The organism is Serratia nevei, from assembly GCF_024160145.1.
GTDB lineage: Bacteria > Pseudomonadota > Gammaproteobacteria > Enterobacterales > Enterobacteriaceae > Serratia > Serratia nevei_A.
Genome location: NZ_JAMYWQ010000002.1, coordinates 25,305 through 41,342 on the forward strand (window position 1 = coordinate 25,305; position 16,038 = coordinate 41,342).

General features: G+C 59.8%; 16 protein-coding genes. 4 read left to right on the forward strand and 12 right to left on the reverse strand.

Annotation, left to right across the window (positions count from 1 at the left end):
* Nucleotides 1-6 precede the first annotated feature (6 nt).
* From lptG to M6G53_RS02035, 7 genes are all read right to left on the reverse strand, one after another.
* Nucleotides 7-1,083 carry an LPS export ABC transporter permease LptG gene (lptG, locus tag M6G53_RS02005; RefSeq protein WP_253328544.1) on the reverse strand — a complete coding sequence of 359 codons (1,077 nt, stop codon included), beginning with the start codon at nucleotides 1,081-1,083 and terminating at the stop codon, nucleotides 7-9.
* A complete protein-coding gene (gene lptF, locus M6G53_RS02010) occupies nucleotides 1,080-2,150 on the reverse strand; it encodes an LPS export ABC transporter permease LptF (protein WP_253328545.1) in 1,071 nt (356 codons plus the stop codon). The genes lptG and lptF overlap by 4 nt, the downstream gene beginning before the upstream one ends.
* Before the next feature lie 28 nt (nucleotides 2,151-2,178).
* Nucleotides 2,179-2,745, reverse strand: a complete 567-nt coding sequence (locus M6G53_RS02015) for a YtfJ family protein (protein WP_253328920.1) — start codon at nucleotides 2,743-2,745, stop codon at nucleotides 2,179-2,181.
* Between the two features lie 20 nt (nucleotides 2,746-2,765).
* Complete coding sequence (locus tag M6G53_RS02020; protein WP_253328546.1) at nucleotides 2,766-3,635, reverse strand: hypothetical protein; 870 nt, start codon at nucleotides 3,633-3,635, stop codon at nucleotides 2,766-2,768.
* A complete protein-coding gene (locus M6G53_RS02025; protein ID WP_253328547.1) occupies nucleotides 3,635-4,969 on the reverse strand; it encodes a lipopolysaccharide biosynthesis protein in 1,335 nt (444 codons plus the stop codon). The genes M6G53_RS02020 and M6G53_RS02025 overlap by 1 nt, the downstream gene beginning before the upstream one ends.
* Nucleotides 4,970-5,041: 72 nt before the next feature.
* The gene (locus M6G53_RS02030; protein WP_253328548.1) at nucleotides 5,042-5,824 is read right to left on the reverse strand and encodes a nucleoside/nucleotide kinase family protein; all 783 of its coding nucleotides are present in this window, start codon (nucleotides 5,822-5,824) and stop codon (nucleotides 5,042-5,044) included.
* Between the two features lie 30 nt (nucleotides 5,825-5,854).
* On the reverse strand, nucleotides 5,855-6,580 hold the full coding sequence (locus M6G53_RS02035) for a nucleoside/nucleotide kinase family protein (RefSeq protein ID WP_253328549.1): 726 nt from the start codon (nucleotides 6,578-6,580) through the stop codon (nucleotides 5,855-5,857).
* Nucleotides 6,581-6,913: 333 nt separating this feature from the next.
* Between M6G53_RS02035 and M6G53_RS02040 the strand changes: the two genes are divergently transcribed.
* Entirely contained in the window at nucleotides 6,914-7,645 is a 732-nt protein-coding gene (locus M6G53_RS02040) for a nucleoside/nucleotide kinase family protein (RefSeq protein WP_253328550.1), read from the forward strand.
* Nucleotides 7,646-7,715: 70 nt separating this feature from the next.
* Here the strand turns inward: M6G53_RS02040 and spt are convergent, their stop codons facing one another.
* The 4 genes from spt to M6G53_RS02060 are packed head-to-tail and all read right to left on the reverse strand — an operon-like array spanning nucleotide 7,716 to nucleotide 11,817.
* Complete coding sequence (gene spt, locus M6G53_RS02045; RefSeq protein ID WP_253328551.1) at nucleotides 7,716-8,888, reverse strand: serine palmitoyltransferase; 1,173 nt, start codon at nucleotides 8,886-8,888, stop codon at nucleotides 7,716-7,718.
* On the reverse strand, nucleotides 8,875-9,135 hold the full coding sequence (locus tag M6G53_RS02050; protein WP_019453571.1) for an acyl carrier protein: 261 nt from the start codon (nucleotides 9,133-9,135) through the stop codon (nucleotides 8,875-8,877). Before M6G53_RS02050 ends, spt begins: the two co-directional genes overlap by 14 nt.
* A gap of 31 nt (nucleotides 9,136-9,166) precedes the next feature.
* Complete coding sequence (locus M6G53_RS02055) at nucleotides 9,167-10,081, reverse strand: NAD-dependent epimerase/dehydratase family protein (protein WP_253328552.1); 915 nt, start codon at nucleotides 10,079-10,081, stop codon at nucleotides 9,167-9,169.
* Complete coding sequence (locus M6G53_RS02060; RefSeq protein ID WP_253328553.1) at nucleotides 10,078-11,817, reverse strand: fatty acyl-AMP ligase; 1,740 nt, start codon at nucleotides 11,815-11,817, stop codon at nucleotides 10,078-10,080. Before M6G53_RS02060 ends, M6G53_RS02055 begins: the two co-directional genes overlap by 4 nt.
* 739 nt (nucleotides 11,818-12,556) lie before the next feature.
* Here M6G53_RS02060 and M6G53_RS02065 point away from each other — a divergent pair.
* The 3 genes from M6G53_RS02065 (at nucleotide 12,557) to psrA (ending at nucleotide 15,240) form a co-directional block, all read left to right on the forward strand.
* On the forward strand, nucleotides 12,557-13,681 hold the full coding sequence (locus M6G53_RS02065; RefSeq protein WP_253328554.1) for an N-acetyltransferase: 1,125 nt from the start codon (nucleotides 12,557-12,559) through the stop codon (nucleotides 13,679-13,681).
* Between the two features lie 191 nt (nucleotides 13,682-13,872).
* Nucleotides 13,873-14,253, forward strand: a complete 381-nt coding sequence (locus M6G53_RS02070; RefSeq protein ID WP_253328922.1) for a diacylglycerol kinase — start codon at nucleotides 13,873-13,875, stop codon at nucleotides 14,251-14,253.
* A gap of 87 nt (nucleotides 14,254-14,340) precedes the next feature.
* Nucleotides 14,341-15,240, forward strand: a complete 900-nt coding sequence (gene psrA, locus M6G53_RS02075; protein ID WP_253328555.1) for an L-proline-binding transcription factor PsrA — start codon at nucleotides 14,341-14,343, stop codon at nucleotides 15,238-15,240.
* Here psrA and M6G53_RS02080 read toward each other — a convergent pair.
* Nucleotides 15,215-16,021: a substrate-binding domain-containing protein gene (locus M6G53_RS02080; RefSeq protein ID WP_253328556.1), complete on the reverse strand. Its 807-nt coding sequence runs from the start codon at nucleotides 16,019-16,021 to the stop codon at nucleotides 15,215-15,217. The two genes, psrA and M6G53_RS02080, sit on opposite strands and share 26 nt — an antisense overlap.
* Nucleotides 16,022-16,038: the final 17 nt, after the last annotated feature.

Here is a 16,038-nt window from a genome sequence, read left to right on the forward strand (position 1 = left end):
TATCCCCTAACCCCGATCAAACCGATAAACCAGCGCCAACGCCAGCGCCAGGATCAAAAGCGGCGGGGCGAGGGCGGTGAAGGGCGCGTTGAGGGCGAACAGCAACCCCAGGTTGAGGACGATCTGATAAGCGATGTAGGTCAGCAGCCCGACGATCGCGCCGAGCGCTAACCGGCTGCCCATGCCGGGCGCGCGCGGGGCGGTGAAGGTAAACGGGATGGCCAATAGAATCATCGCCAGCACCAGCAGGGGCTGGCCGAGTTTTTTCCACAGCGCCAGGCGGTATTCGGTGCTGGGCTGCCCCGAGCCTTGCAGGTAATCGATATAGCGATCCAGCTGTTGGAGCGAGAAGCTACCCGCCGGCAGGGTCAGCTCTTTCAGGCTCGGCACGGCGAACAGCGAGCGCCACGGCAGGCTGCTTTGCCGCTCAATCGTCTCCTTTCCGCCTTGCCAGCGTTTCTGCATCACGTTGTGCAGCAGCCAGCTGCCGTCGGCGGCGGTGCTGGCGCTGTCGGCGTAGAGGTAAGATTCCAGCGCGCGGTTGGCCCGATAACGGAAGATCTCAATGCCGTGGGGCTGGTCGTTCTCATCGACGGTTTTGACCGTAACAAACTCGTTGCCGTGCCGCGCCCACAGCGGGTTAACGGTGACGTCGTTATCGTTCGACTGCGCCAGGGCGTTGTTCTTCATCTGCAGCGCGCGCTGCTGCAGCGGCGAGGCGGCCCACTCATCGAGGGCGACGAGTGAGAGGTTCATCAGCAGCCCGGCGGCGAGCATCACCAGCGCGATGCGGAATATCGACATCCCGGCGGCGCGGATCGCGGTCAGTTCCAGGCTCTTGGAAAGCTGTCCCAGCCCGACGATACCGCCGAGCAGCGCGATAAACGGCCCCAGATCGACCAGGCTGCGCGGCAGGGTCAGCACGGTCACCAGCAGCGCCTGCTGCCAGCGGTAGCCGCCCGGGGTCACGTCCTCCAGCTCGTTGATCAGCGTGAAGGTGGTGAACAGCGGGATGAGCAGCCCGGCCGCGGCGGCGAAGCCGATGAACACGTTGCGGATCAGGTAACGGCTAAAAATAGTCATCGGGAGGGTTTCCGCAGCAGGGATAAGTCGCGCGCCAGCAGCAGGGCGATGCCGACAGTCATGGCTATCGGCACCAGCCAAACGCCGGGGATCGTTGGCACAGAGCCGTTGGCCACCAGCGTGCGGCAAATGTTGCCGCCATAGAAAATCACGGTAAACAGCACCGTCAGGGGCAGCAGCGCGGCGTAGCGCCCCTGCCGCGGCTTGATGCGGCTAAAGGGGATCGCCAGCAGCACCATCAGCACGGTGGTCAGCCCGCGGCTTTCGCGCCATTGCAGTTCGGCGGCGTCACCTGGATCGGCAGAGCGCGCCAGCTCCGCCGGCGAGGCCGATTTGTGCCGGCTCTCGGCGCTGGGCACGAACGGCTTGAGCGCGATATCAAAGTTGTCGTAGTTCTGCCCGTTGTCGTCGGTGCCCTGGCGATCCAGCACATAGGCGGTGCCGGTTTTCAGCCGCACGGCGGGGCTGGCGGGGGAGGCGTCGAGCACCTCCACCGACTGCGCGCGGTACAGGTTGGTGTGATGGCCGCCGCGCACATAAATCAGCGCGTCTGTCAGGTGGTTGGCCGTTTTGTCGACGTGACTGGCGAGGATCATGCGGCCGTTGCCGCTGACGTTGAATTTGTCGGCCTGCAGGTGGCTCACGTCCAGCACAGACTGCGACTGTTGCTGCAGCTGATAAATATTGGCGTACGCCCAGGGCCTGCCATATAGCGACAGCAGCGTGACCGCTATCGCCAGCGGCACGGCCAGTATCAGCACCGCCTTGTACAACCGCAGCGGGCTGGCCCCGGCGGCCAGCATGGCGGTGATCTCCGCATCGCTGTACAGCTGGCTCAGCGCCACCGCCACCGAGACATACAGCGCGACGGGCAATATCATCTCCAGCGCGATCAGCGATTTATAGAAAACCACCTCGGCCACCACCCGCAGCGCCAGCGTGCCGTTGGCGGCATCGGTCAGGTAGCGCTGGGCGGAGTAGCTGGCGAACATGAAGATCAGAAACCCGGCGATCGTCATCACCAGGCGGCGGATCTCAACCGTGATATAGCGTTCAATTAAAGACATGCGTCATCGGCTCCCGGCGGCGTGCATTTCATGGCGTCTCCCGGTCGATCAGGGTGCGCAGCAGGGCGATCACCTGGTCAACCTCCTGCGGGGTGAGTGCGCCGTCCTTCGCCCACTGCACGCGCGCGGCCTGGTCCAGCACCACGATGGTGGAGCTCTCTTCCGGCAGCCGCCAGGCCATGCGCCCCAGCCCGTCGCTGTCGACGATGAACTGCGCCCAGGGGTAATGCCGCTTGTTTTTCTCGATCTTGCCGCGCACGAAGAAGCCGGAGCCCGGTATCGCGTCGTCGGTGTTGACGATGGTGGTGGGCTGGAAGCGATCGCCCGGCAGGTTTGCGTCCTTGACGGCGTTGATCAGCCGCGAGTTCTTCTTTTTGGCGGAGGTGCGCCCGGCGATGTACTGGATCACCCGCACCTTGCCCGCCAGCTTTGCACTGTTCCACGGCCGGTAGCTGAAATCGCCGTTGCGCAGCAGCAGCTCGCCGCGATCGGCGATGGCGATCGGCGCCACCGGCCGGCCAGGCACGAAGTTATGCGCGGATGCCGCCAGCGGCGACAGCAGCAGCGCAAGGGGCAGCAAGCGGCGTAACGTCATCATGGCTCCGCGCAACCCGGTTATCTGCCCGCCGCGATGGCCGGCGGGGAAAACGACAGCGGAAAGCGCGCCAGCAGCAGCTCCAGGCGCTGGCGGATGTCGATATCCAGGATCGCCGGCCGCTCATAGCTATCACCGCCGGCCAGCTTGTCCGCCACCATCACGTCATGCCGGTCGCCCATCAGGCCGTTAATCGCCGCCAGGAAGCGCGAGATCTGCCGGGCTTCGCGGTTGTCGGGATCGATCGATCTTAGCGTGTCGTAAAACGACACCTGGCGGCTGACGATTTTGCGCACGTCGTGGAACTGGTGCCCGGTCAGCGCCGGGCCGGCGATCAGCGTCTGCAGCTGGCGCATTTGCTCCTGGCGGTAGGTGATAAAGCCCTGTGCGCTTTCCAGCCGGGTGTGGCGCAGCCCATAGCGCACGGACGACCACACCGGCTTGCTGAGCAGCAGCCGCAGCAGGTTGCCGTACAGCGTCAGGTTCTTCTGGTTGCCGTTGCGAAACGCATCCTGAAAATGGCCGAGCACCACGGTGGTGGTGTGGAACAGGCGGTTGGCGCGGTGGGGCGCGCCGTACAGCTGCTGGGCGAAGCGCAGGTGCTTATAGCGGGCGCGGATATATTTGTAGCGCATGCGGGTGGCCGCCGCCAACTGCGGGTCTTGCAGGAAACCGTTCACCAATTGCAGCAGCTCGCGGCGGGAAAAGCCGTCTTCCCAAAACTGCAGGCACAGCGCGTAGTTGTCCCGAATGCTCTCGGGGGAACACTGCAAATCAATCTGCTGCGGCAGGCTGATATTTGCCTCAACCAGGTCATCCTCTTCCACCGCGACAAACAGCGCCTGGGTGGTTTCGGTGGAGAACTTCTTCCAATTATCGTTAGCGGTCATTAATTACTCTCTTTGGGCACATTCAGCCCCAACATAAAGCGATTGCGGTAGGCGCCGATCGTCGGTATCAGGGATAACAGAACGTCTAAACATTGCCCCAGTAAATAAGCGAAGGCGGCGCCCTGCACGCCGAAGGCATATGCCATCGACACCAGCAGCGCAATGTAGGCCGCCGAGGCCGTCGCCTGCGCGATCAGGAAGGCGCGCTGCTTGCCTGCCATAAACAGTAAGGATTCCTGCGGGAAGCCCATCATGGAAACGATGATCGCGCCCAGCATGATTTGAATCAGGTCATAGGCTGCCAGGTATTGCTGCCCGAAGACGGCGGAAATGAGCGGCTTGCCCACCAGCAGCATCAACACCGCGACGGCCAGGCCGATGCCGCCGGCCAGCAGCGAGGAGCGCAGGCCCAGCAGCCACGGGGTCTTGGTGCGCGGATCCAGGCGCATGATCTCGGGATAGAAGCTTTTCTCCAGCAGCTTGGCCGGGGTGCCCGTCGCATCGAAGAAGGTCATGGCGATCTTGAACAGCCCGGCGGCGGCCGGCCCGAGCACCACGCCCACCAGCACGGTGGTGCAGGAGTTGCGTGCGGCCCAGATGGTATGGGCGATGTTGGTGGTCCAGACGAAGTTCCAGGCACCCTCGATGCGGCGCGCGACGTTGAACAGCCGTGGCCTCAGCGCGCCGGGGATAGCGCGGCGGCGCAGCTCGCGCGCGGTGAACCACCAAAACAGCGTGCCGCCGATCAGGTTTGAGGCGTACCAGGTGACGATAAAGCCGGGGAATCCCAGATCGAAATAATAGGAGATGACGCTGCCCACCGCCTGGAGGAACGGCTTGATCGCCTGCTGGATGGCGATGAGATCGAAGCGGTTGAAGGCGCGCAGCACGCCGGTCGGCGTGGACGAGGTCATCGACGGGATCAGGGTGCAGTACAGCATGGCGAGCCAGAAACTTTCGCTGTCCAGCCCCAGGGCGTGGGACAAGAACGGCAGCATGATCATGCCGCCCAGCACGGCGATGACGCCGCTGGCGATATCCAGCCCGAAGGAGAAGGCGACGACGTCGCGGAAGCGCCCGGTGTTTTGATGCTCCAGCGCCGGGGTACCGAATTGCACCACAAACTGCCAGGTCTGGAATTTGATGAAATCGCTGACCGCTTTGGTATAGGCCTGGATCACCACCAGCACGCCGAACATTTCAGGCGACATGCCTTTACCGGCGCAGGAGAGCGCCAGCAGGCCAAGCAGCGCGCTGGCCACGCTGCCGGAGCCTAAGTAGGCGGCATTACGTAAAATGGAGCGAAACGCGCCATCGGAAAACCACCGTTTCATAACCCAAACCAGCCGTTGTCGTTGTTTTGCTGCATCTTGTGTTCCGCTGTCATGCGCTTGCCCTGTATGCGTCTAATAAACCTGATTTTCTTCGCCGGGTTGCCCGATGTCGCTCCGTGGGCGCTTCGCGGGGTTCACCACGGCGGCAATGGCGTTGAGCGCGTTGCTCAGCACCTCGTCGTAAGGGGCTCTGGCGTCCAGCTCGATGATGCGCGCGCCGTTGTATTGCAGGCGCACCATGGCGGAGATCTTGTCTTTCAGCTCTTCATAGCTGTGATCGGGCTTGCGGGAAAACGCCGTATCGACGTCGATATCGAGGCGAATGATCAGCGCCGGCCGGTAGATGGCCATGCGTTGATATAAACGGCGTTCGCGCGCCGCCAGGCGGCGCAATAGCCAGCCTTTTGCACGTTCCACGCCGATACCGGGCCCGTCGTAGTAAAAACCTGAAATTTCCGCCTGCGGGTAGCGATCGCTGATCACCAGCACGCCGCTCTGCGCCAGCCGCCGCACCTTGCGCAGGTTGGATGCGCGCCACAGCGAAAAGCCGTACATGATCAGCGCCGCCCACAGCGCCGGCGGCCTGTTGCTCATGCGCTGGGTTTTATCGGATTTGGCCGCCAGGCGCCGTTCCAGCCACACGCCGATGAACGGCAATTTCTTGATTTTGTCGCCGTCTTCGCCGGAGATCAGCCCTAAATAGCGCCGCTGCGTGGGGCGATGCTGCTGCAGGTTTTTCACCAGATCGGTGGTCAGCGTGGACTTGCCGGTGCCGTCGCTGCCCACCACGGCAATCAGCCCGCTAATGCAGGTGGAAGTGGCGTGCTGTTCGGCAGTGAGTTTATTTTTTTTCATCTGTTTCGGTACGAAAAGGTTATTTGGCGGCTAGGCATTGGCGGCCCTCAGCGATATTTTAACGGCGCGCAGCGATTCGTCGAAAATATGGCTGGCCGGTTCTCGGCCGTCTAAATCCAGTATGTTAGCGCCGTTAAACGTCAGGTGGGGGATGACGGCGATCTTTTCACGCAACGCCGCCAGCGAGTGATCGGGTTTGCGTGAATAGGCCGTTTGTTCGTCAATATCCAGCCGAATTAATAATAAAGGCTGATAAGACGCCATCCATTGGTACAGCTTTTGTTCGCGCTTTCTCAGCCAGCGTACCCAGCGATTGCCGCCGGCGGTTTTTGCCAGCTGCGGGCCATCGAAACGAAACCCTGCCACTTCGGCCTGCGGATAACGATCGGTAATCAGCAATGCGCCGCGGCGACTTTTTTTCAGCATGCGGCGGAATTTATAAACGCGCCAATAGGAAAGTAAAAAGATCACCAGCGCCGTGGCATTATCTGGCGGCGTAGAAGGGCGATCGTGCACGCGCTGCGATTTCTTCAATAAATAATTCCCGAAGGGTGCGCCAATAATCGGCAGCGAACTGATCCATTCGCCGATACGCCCGGAAGACTGGCCGAGATAAAGCAGTTCGGCAGGTTCTTTTGCCGATAAGGCGTTGACCAGACTGGCGGCCAAGGTAGATTTTCCCGAGCCGTCACAGCCGGTTATCGCTATTACGCGCACGGGCGAGCGATCAGATGAAGGTCTTATCTGCTGACTCACAATAATTGATCCAATGCGAAAAAAACTATTGTATTCCAATACGCCTTGGGTTCAAGATATTTATTGTGCTTTGCCACGATAAAATAATGAGGTGGGTATTTTGTTCGTTATTTGAATTGATATTCATGGCGTTCGTTCTTGTTATTTTGTGCTAATTGTTCGCGCGCGGGTCGGTTTCGCTTTTTATGTTAATTTCCGGCGTGGTCCGCAGCGGAAAAAGAGCAGAGGTTTTCTATTCTCGCTTAATCTTTTGTGCTGTTTGCTGCGGTGTTGGGTGATATTTCGCTGTAAACATGGCACGCCTTTTCTGGTGTATTGAAAGAGAGTCTTATTATGAATGCAAAATTTCCGCCGCTGATTGCGGTTATTGGCAGCGACGGATCGGGTAAGTCCACCGTTTGTGAACATCTGATCGAATATGTGAAACATTATGGCCCGGCGGTACAGGTGCATCTGGGCAAACAGGCGGGCAACGTCGGGCGCGCGGCGGCGAAATTGCCGCTGCTCGGGCGCTCGGTGGGCAAGGCTATCGAGAGCAATACCAAAAAAGTCAAAACGAAAAAATCCCGGATTGGCCTGTTGCCGTCGGCGGTGATCATCGCTTTCGTGGGGCGGCGGCTGCTGCGTTTTCGCCGCATGCTGGCGTTTCGTCGGCAAGGGTTCATCGTGTTGACCGACCGTTTTCCGCAGGCGCAGATCCCCGGCGCTTACGACGGCACGGTATTTCCCGTCGACGTTGAAGGGAGCCGGTTTGTCCGTTGGCTGGCGGCGCGCGAGCGGGCGGCGTTCCAATGGATGGCGGGGCAAAAACCGGATCTGGTGCTCAAGCTGAATGTCAGTCTGGCGGTGGCCTGCGCGCGTAAACCCGATCATCGCAAAGCGGCGCTGGAGAAGAAGATCGCCGTTACGCCGTTATTGACGTTTGAAGGCGCCGACATCGTGGATCTCGATGTCGATCGGCCGATCGGGGAGGTGCTTGCGGCGGCGGAAAAAGCCATCGCGGAATTTATGGCGGCGCAGGGATATCGTTATTCGGCTGATGGGGTATCAACGGCTGCGCACTGAGGTGCGCATCGGTTCGGCAGGGCGGCGATGCCATTTTCGGCACCGCCGCCGCGGCCTAAAGGGAAAGGCTTTATTTTTTCAGCGCCGCAAAGGCGCGCACGATGGTGTCTATTTCTTCATCGCTGTGCGCGGCATTGACGCTGCAGCGCAGCAGGGTAACGCCCGCCGGCGCGGCCGGTGGCAGCACCAGATTCACATACACGCCGTGGGCGATCAGCTCGCGCCAGAAACGCAGCCCTTCTTCCTTTGAGCCGATCATCACCGGCACCACCGGGCTGATGCGCGGCCCCAGGGTATACCCCAGCTCGGCGAGGCCGTGGTACAGGCGGTGCGCATTGCTCCACAGTTTTTCCCGCAGCTCGGGATGGCGCGCGATTTTTTGCAGCGCCGTACGCACCGACGCGATGCTGGAGGGCGACGGCGACGCGGTAAAGATATACGGCCGGCTGCTGTAGCGCAGCACGTCCATCCCCTTGCCGCCGACGGCGAAACCGCCGATCGAAGCCAGGCTTTTGCTGAAGGTGCCCAGGATGATATCCACGTCTTGCTCGACGCCCAACGCTTCGGCCAGGCCGCGGCCGTGCTCGCCCATCACGCCGAAGGAGTGCGCTTCGTCCACCAGCAGATAGCCGCCGAGTCGCCGCTTGATGTCGACGATTTCCACCAGCGGGGCAACGTCGCCCAGCATGCTGTAGATGCCTTCCACGATAATGATCGCCTCGCGGGCCCGTTCGCCCAGGCGCACCATGCGGCGCTCCAGATCGGCGGCGTCGTTGTGGCGGAAGCGAATAATCTCCGCGCCGCCGAGGGCGCAGGCGTCGTAAATGCTCGCGTGGCTGTCCGCGTCGATCAATACCACGGCGCCCGGCCCCGCCAGGGTACTGATGACGCCCAGGTTGGCGGTATAGCCGGTGGAGAATACGATGGCGCTGGGGCGATCGAAGAATGCCGCCAGCTCCCGTTCCAGCGTCAGGTGCGATCCGTAGCTGCCGTTCGCCATGCGCGAACCGGTGGTGCCGGTGCCGAGCGCGGCCAGGGCCGATTGACCGGCGGCGATCGCCTGCGCATCAAACGTCAGGCCGAGATAATTATTGGTGCCGGCGAGGACAATCTTTTGATCGCCGATGCGGCCCTGGGTGGCGGAATACACTTCGTCGATACAGGTGCCGAACGGATTCAGACCGGACGTTTGAAATTGTTCACGGTCATTGGCGAGCCGCGCAAACTTATCATACAGTCCCATGGCTTTTCTCCAGATAAGGGCGCAGCGCGTCAAGCAGTTGCTCAGGCGTTCTGACATCAAGCAATATATTGATAGGAATGGAGATATCTAATTCATCTTCCAGCATCATCAGCAGATCCAGGACTCTGATGGATTCCAGGCCAAGATCGTTGACGAGATCGCTATCAGGTTTTATTTCCACTCCGCCTTCGACGATACCTTGCAGACACGTCAGGATATAATCCATTACAGCATCGCGATTTAGCATAAGAACGTTGACACACCTCTATTTGGAATAATTAAAACAGCCCTTCACGCAGCGCGCGCTCCAAACTTACCTGTGGAAACCAATGAATCTGTTGCGACAGCGCGTGATTGCTGGCGGACCAGTCATGATGGGTTAATTCGCGTATTTTGCTGCGCGTCAGCATCGGTTCCTGTTTGACCAGGCGGTTCCACACCACGCTGATATCCGCCAGGGCTTTCAGCAGCGGCAGCGGAATGCCTACCAGACGCACCGGCCCGTGCCGCACGGCGGCGCCGATGTCCCGCAGGCGCCGCCAGTTATAGCCTTCGGCCACGCCGTCGCACAGTTCGTAAATATTTGGCTGCGCGGGTTCGGCCTGTACCCATTGGCTGACCGCCTTGGCCAAATCGCTCACGTGCAGAAAAGAGAGCCTGGCGTCAGGCGCGCCCAGCCGGGGCAGTACGCCGCGCAGCAGGCCGTTGAACAGCGGCTTCAGCTCTTTATCGCCGGGCCCGTAAACCGCCGTCGGGCGGAAAATCCCCAGCGCGATATCGCCCGTGGCGGCGATGAGTTGCTGTTCGGCGGCCTGTTTTGAATGGGCGTACCACGACAGCGCCGGATGGCGGGCCGCCAGCGACGACATGAACAGGAAGCGATGGCAGCGGCCGTTCTGCCTGGCGGCCTGCATCAAATTCAGGCTGCCGGTCACGTTGCAACGGGTGAACACCGCTTCCGCATGCCCGCGCACCTGGCCCGCACAGTGCACCACGCACTCTGCGCCGCGCACCAGCTCGGTGAGCGAGGGCCGATCTTCCAGCGCGCCGGGGATCCACTGCAGGTTGTCGATGGCGGCTTTTCCGGCTTGCCGCGTCAGGGCGCGCACGCTAAATCCTTGCGCCAGCAGTTCCTGGACGATGTGCCGGCCGATAAAGCCGGTCGCGCCCGTCACCGCCACGGTGCCGCTCATTGCGCGAAACCGGCCAGCTGCGGCATTTGCGGGTAGAGCGAAGCGCTCAGCCAGCGTTTTTTGGCCTCGGCGCGGGCGGGTTTGCCCGACGACGTACGGGGAATGCTGTGCGGCGGCAGCAGCTCGATGTCCACCGCGATGCCGAACTCGCTTTGAATGCGCGCGCTCAGCGAATGCACGATTTGCTCCCGGCGTTCTTCCGAGCTGACTCGGCACTGGATTTGCAAAATGATCCTGGCGGCCTCGTCGTGTTCTTCGGTCACGAAGGCAATCGCATCGCCGGAACGGATTTCCGGTTCAGATTCCGCGACGTACTCGATATCCTGCGGCCAGATATTGCGGCCGCGAATGATGATCAGATCTTTCTTGCGGCCGGTGACGTACAGATAGCCGTCCAGCAGGTAGCCGAGATCGCCGGTGTCCATCCAGCCGGTCACCTGGATCTGCTGCTGGGATTCGTCGTCGCAGAAATAGCCGTTCATCAGGCTGGGGCCGGAAATCGTGATATGACCGACCTGGCGTTCCGGCAGCGGCTGCCCGGTTTCGCTGCGGATCTCGATGCGGTGGCCGGGCAGGGCCCGGCCGCAGTTGACGAAGGTCGAAACGGCGCGGGTCTTCTTGCCGGGCGCGGCAGCTTTACCCTGGTACTCCAAAATATCGCGGTCGACCGCGTTGGTTTGCGGGCCGGAGCAAGGGTCGGAAAAGCTCACCGCCAGGGTGTTCTCGGCCAGCCCATAGCACGGCATGAAGGCTCTGCTGTCGAAGTTGAAGCGGCGGAAGTGTTCGCCGAACTGGCCGAGCAGCTCGGCCGGGATCGGCTCGGCGCCCACGCCCGCGACCCGCCAGCTGGAGAGATCCAGATCGGCCAGCTCTTTGGCATTGCTGCGGCGCAGGCACAGATCGTAGCCGAACGGCGGGGCGACGGACACCGTGCCGCGATTCTTGGCGATCAGTTTCAGCCACTGCATCGGGCGCATGGCGAAATCTTGCGTGCGCAGGTAATCGACGGACAGCTGAGTCGCCACCGGGGTCAGCAGGAAACCGACCAGGCCCATATCGTGATAGAAGGGCAGCCAGGAGACGCAGCGGTCGCCCGCGCGCAGCTTGATCCCGTCGCGACTGATCGCGTTCAGGTTCGCCATGGCCGCCCGCTGGGTAATGATCACGCCGCGCGGAAAGCGGGTGCTGCCCGAAGTGTATTGGAGATAGGCGATGTCGTCGGGCGAGGGCGCCGGCAGCGCGATTGCCGGCTCAGGCAACGCGTTAAAGTCCGCGTCGCTGAGGATGTGCAGCGACGGCGCCTTTTCCGTGGCCGAGGCGATCAGCGGCGTCCACTCTTCGCTGCTGATGATTGCCGCGGGGTTACAGCTGGCGATCAGCCCCTTCAGCTTGGTGGTGTAGGAGTCGCGCTGGCCTACGCCCATCGGGATCGCCAGCGGCACCGCCACCAGGCCGGCATATTGGCAGGCGAAAAAGGCTTCGACGAATCCCGCGCTGGTTTCGGCGATCAGCGCCACGCGATCGCCTTTCTTGAGTTTCAGCGACAATAAACGCCGCGCGCCCGCGATCGCCTTTTGCTGCAGCGTGCGATAGTCGAGCACGGTCACGAGTTGATTGCGCCGGTCGTAAAAATTCATTCCCGTCTTGCCGAGCGCCGCGTAATCCAACGCGTCCACCAAAGTGGGGAAATCCGCATAGCGCATGGGAAGAGAATGAACGGAACTGGTTTCAGACATAGACAAACTAGCCATAGATTAAAGTTCACCAAAAGAGATAAATGCCTCTTGGCGAGGTAATTGATATTTTACTCTGAATAGGTTTTTGAATAAGTGTGTTATTCAACCATCTTCATTCCGCTAACAGCGTATATTTCCGTGCCTGATTAACGCGCAGGATATTAACCGTATAGCCCATGATTGACCCGCGTTATCAACCTGGAATGGCACTGTTTAGATAAGCGGGAGGCTATTGTAATGACCCGGCTTCGCCGTTCTCGAGTCCGCCTCTTTCGGGCGGGAAATAACTGTCGGCTCATAGATTATGACCTCGTTCAGGGCTATCCAGGAACTTAAACACTTCCTAAACAGTATGCCGCAAGAAATCAAAAAGTGAATGGCTCATTTAAGTCGAATCTTGAAAAGAGCATTAAGTGGTAAAAATGGCGGTGCCCCGCCTGATTAAAGTCGGTACACTGAAAACGGTGAATTTATTTTGCCGGAACAGCACTAAATAATAAAATAACGCCATTAGCGTAGCCTGTCGGCGCCGCTTTTGGTTTCATTTTTTTCGTTCAATCACGAAATTACAGGGTGAATGCTGCGCAATTAATGCGCTGATTCACCGAGGGTAATATTCGATTTTTCTTATCGTTTAATCGGAGGTAATACACAATTAAATAAAAGAGAACAGCATAAAAAATGCTAAAGGCGTTGTCGCGCGCTCATGTAATTATTTTATTAAAACCTAAGGCTATTTATGATCCGTATTGAGAAAGTTCTGGATAAACGCGAACTTAAAGAATTTATTGCTTTCCCCTCGTTACTGTTTCGCGATGATCCGAACTGGATTGAGCCGCTGTATATAGAGCGCGAAGAGCATCTGTCAAAGAAGAATCCCGGCACCGACCATATCGAATGGCAGGCGTGGATGGCCAAAAAGCAGGGGAAGGTCGTTGGGCGCATCACTGCACAAATCGATGCCCTGCACCGGGAGCGGCATGGCGAGGATAGCGGCCACTTCGGCATGATCGACGCCGTTGACGATCCTGCCGTGTTCAGCGCGTTGTTCACCGCCGCAGAGGCGTGGTTGAGGTCGAAAGGCGCGCGCAAAATCACCGGGCCGTTCAGCCTCAATATCAATCAGGAAAGCGGCCTGCTGGTCGAGGGGTTCGACACCCCGCCGTCGGCGCTGATGACGCACGCCAAGCCTTATTACGCGCCCCGGATAGCGCAGCAGGGCTACAGCGAAGGGATTGATTTGCTTGCCTATTGGATGAAAAGAACCGATCTGCACTTTTCGCCGTCGTTAACCCGGATGATGGATCAAGTGCGCAAAAAGGTGATCGTTCGTCGCCTCAACCGCAAGCGCTTTCGCGAAGAGATGCAGGTGTTGCGCGAGGTGTTCAACTCCGGGTGGCAGCATAACTGGGGGTTTGTCCCGTTCACCGAGCACGAGTTCGCCACCATGGGGGATCAGCTGAAGTTCCTGGTGCCCGACGATATGATCCATATCGCCGAGGTGGATGGCGACCCCTGCGCCTTTATCGTCGGCTTGCCGAACATTAACGAAGCGATTGCCGATCTGCAGGGGCGGTTATTGCCGTTCGGCTGGGCGAAGTTATTGTGGCGGCTGAAGGTCAGCGGCGTGCGCACCGCGCGCGTGCCGTTGATGGGCGTGCGCCAGGAATATCAATTCAGCCGCATCGGGCCGATTATTGCGCTGCTGCTGATTGAGGCGCTGCGCGAGCCTTTCGCCAAGCGCAATATCGACGCATTGGAAATGTCCTGGATCCTGGAAACCAATACCGGCATGCGGACGATTTTAGAGCGCATCGGCGCGGTGCCTTATAAGCGCTACCGCTTGTACGAGAAAACGCTTTAACCGGCTGATAACGCATTGTCTTCTAACGCCCTCAGGACAATAAGCGCGTTTGGCGCGGCGCCGTTCGCTTTTGGGTGACAAGGCGTGAGTGAATGAATTGTCCCTTAAGGGGAACGGTTAAGGTCTTTAATTAATAAACCCGAGATAAATTCACGGCGCGTGATTTATTTGCGGGAGTTGTCGTCGTGTTGATGAGAGCAAAGGGTATGCCTGGAAAAAAGAAAAAGGGAATAAGCCGATTAACCTACAGCATAAGGAACTCATGGGCCGGGGTTATTGATGCGGTGCTCACCGAAGATGCGTTCCGCCAATTATTGGTTATTAACGCCATTTTACTGGTTGTTACATTTGCTTTAGATATTACAAAAATGGAGCGGCTGTTATTAATCATCTGCAGTTTCCTGCTGTTGGTGGTGGAGCTGCTGAATACGGCGATTGAAACCGTGGTCGACCGCATTTCGCTGGAATTACATCCGTTATCCAGACGCGCGAAAGATCTGGGCGGCGCAGCGCAGCTGGTGGCGGTAGTAATGACCATCGTGGTTTGGGCAACGGTGCTGTTGGGGCGCTAAGGGCGAGGGCCGGTTGCCGTGGCGCGATAAGCGGCTATCATCGTTGTTTTGTGTCTTCTGCCATTTCAGCAAGGAGAGTAGGCCGTCATGCCCGTGAATTTTGATCTCAACGATCTTTATGCCTTTCGCTCGCTGGTGGAGTATGGCAGTTTTCGGCTGGCCGCAGAGTCCATCTGCCTGTCGCAGTCGGCATTGAGCCGCAGGATCGAGAAGCTGGAAAACGCGCTGGGCAGCAAACTGTTCGATCGCACCACCCGGCGCGTGACCCTGACGCTGTACGGGCAGGCCTTTGCCGAGCGTTCGGAGCAGTTGCTGCTGAACCTCGAAGCGGTGATGGCCGACATCGATAAGGTCAGCCAGGAGCGAGTGGGGCTGGTCACCGTCGCCACCGTGCCTTCGGCGGCCTACTATTTCATGCCCGACGTGATACGCCGTTTTCGGCTTCGCTATCCGCGCGTGCGCGTGAAGCTGATCGACGGCAGCGCAGGCAGTGTCATCGAGGCGGTCACCGGCGGCCAGGCCGATTTCGGCATCTGTTTCGCCGGGCGGCTGCAGCCTAATCTTGAGTTTGTGCCGTTGGTGGGGGACGTCTACGTGGCCGCCTGCCGGCGCGATCATCCGCTCGCCGGCAAAGGGGCCCTCACTTGGCGCGAATTTTATCAACAGGATTACGTGTCGCTGGATAAAACCTCCGGCAATCGCAATCTGCTCGATCAGCGCCTGGAACACATCGTGCCGGAACGCCCCAGCGTGTGTGAAACTCGCCATGTGACGACCATGCTGGGTATGGTCGAGGCGGGCATCGGCATTGCCGCCGTGCCCGCCATGTCGATGCCCGCTGCAGAACATTTGGTGTTGACGTCGGTGCCGCTGGTCGATCCGGTGGTGAAACGCACCGTCGGCCTCATCAGACGCGGCGGCCGTATGCAGTCTTTCGTCGCCGCCGAGCTGGAAAAGCTGATTACTGAACGGTATCACGCTGCCTGACCGGCTGCGGCGCGGGCACGGTTCGCATGCCGGTCGCGCGAATGGTCGGCTGCGCCTGGGAGGAGGCGAGGAAGTCCAGCAGCGCTTTGCCTTCGCGGCGGTGTTCCGCCTTGGCGGTCACCGCGCCCGCGAATCGGGTGATGTACTGCACGTTTTCCGGCAGCTCGCCGATAAAGGTCACGCCCGCCACGGGAAGCAATTCGCTGACCTGCTGGAAGCCCAGCGCGTATTTCCCCTGCGCCACTTCGGAGGCCACCGGAATGCGCTCAATTATATGCGCTTTCCCTTTCACCTGTTCCTCGATGCCCAGCTTTTTGAACAGTTGGCCGCTGACGTAGCGGCCGCTGGCGCTGTCGGAATAGGCGAAAGAGTCAGCCTGCAGCAAGACATTACGCAGGTCGGCATCCGTTTTTATCACCGGCTTGGGCGCGCCCTGTTTGACCACCATGCCGATCGGCGAATCGGCCAGCTCCACGCGCGAACCCGGCTGAGTCCAGCGCTCTTTTTCCAGTTGGGTGAGCGCGTCGCCCACCATGATCAGCACATCGGCTTGCTCTCCGCGCGCCAGCCGCGCGGGGATCGCCTGCGGCGTTTTGCCCATCGAAGGGCCGGACACCAGAATGATTTTGTCGCCGCTTTGGGCTTCATACTCCGGGGCCAGCTTCTCCAGCGCGGCTTTGAAGCCGCCGGAGATCATCACGGTCACGTCTTTGGCCAGCGCCGCCGTACTGCAGGAGGCGCACACCAGCGCGGCGAGGATCGAACGAGTGAGTTTTCGCATGGCAGTATTCCTTTTGC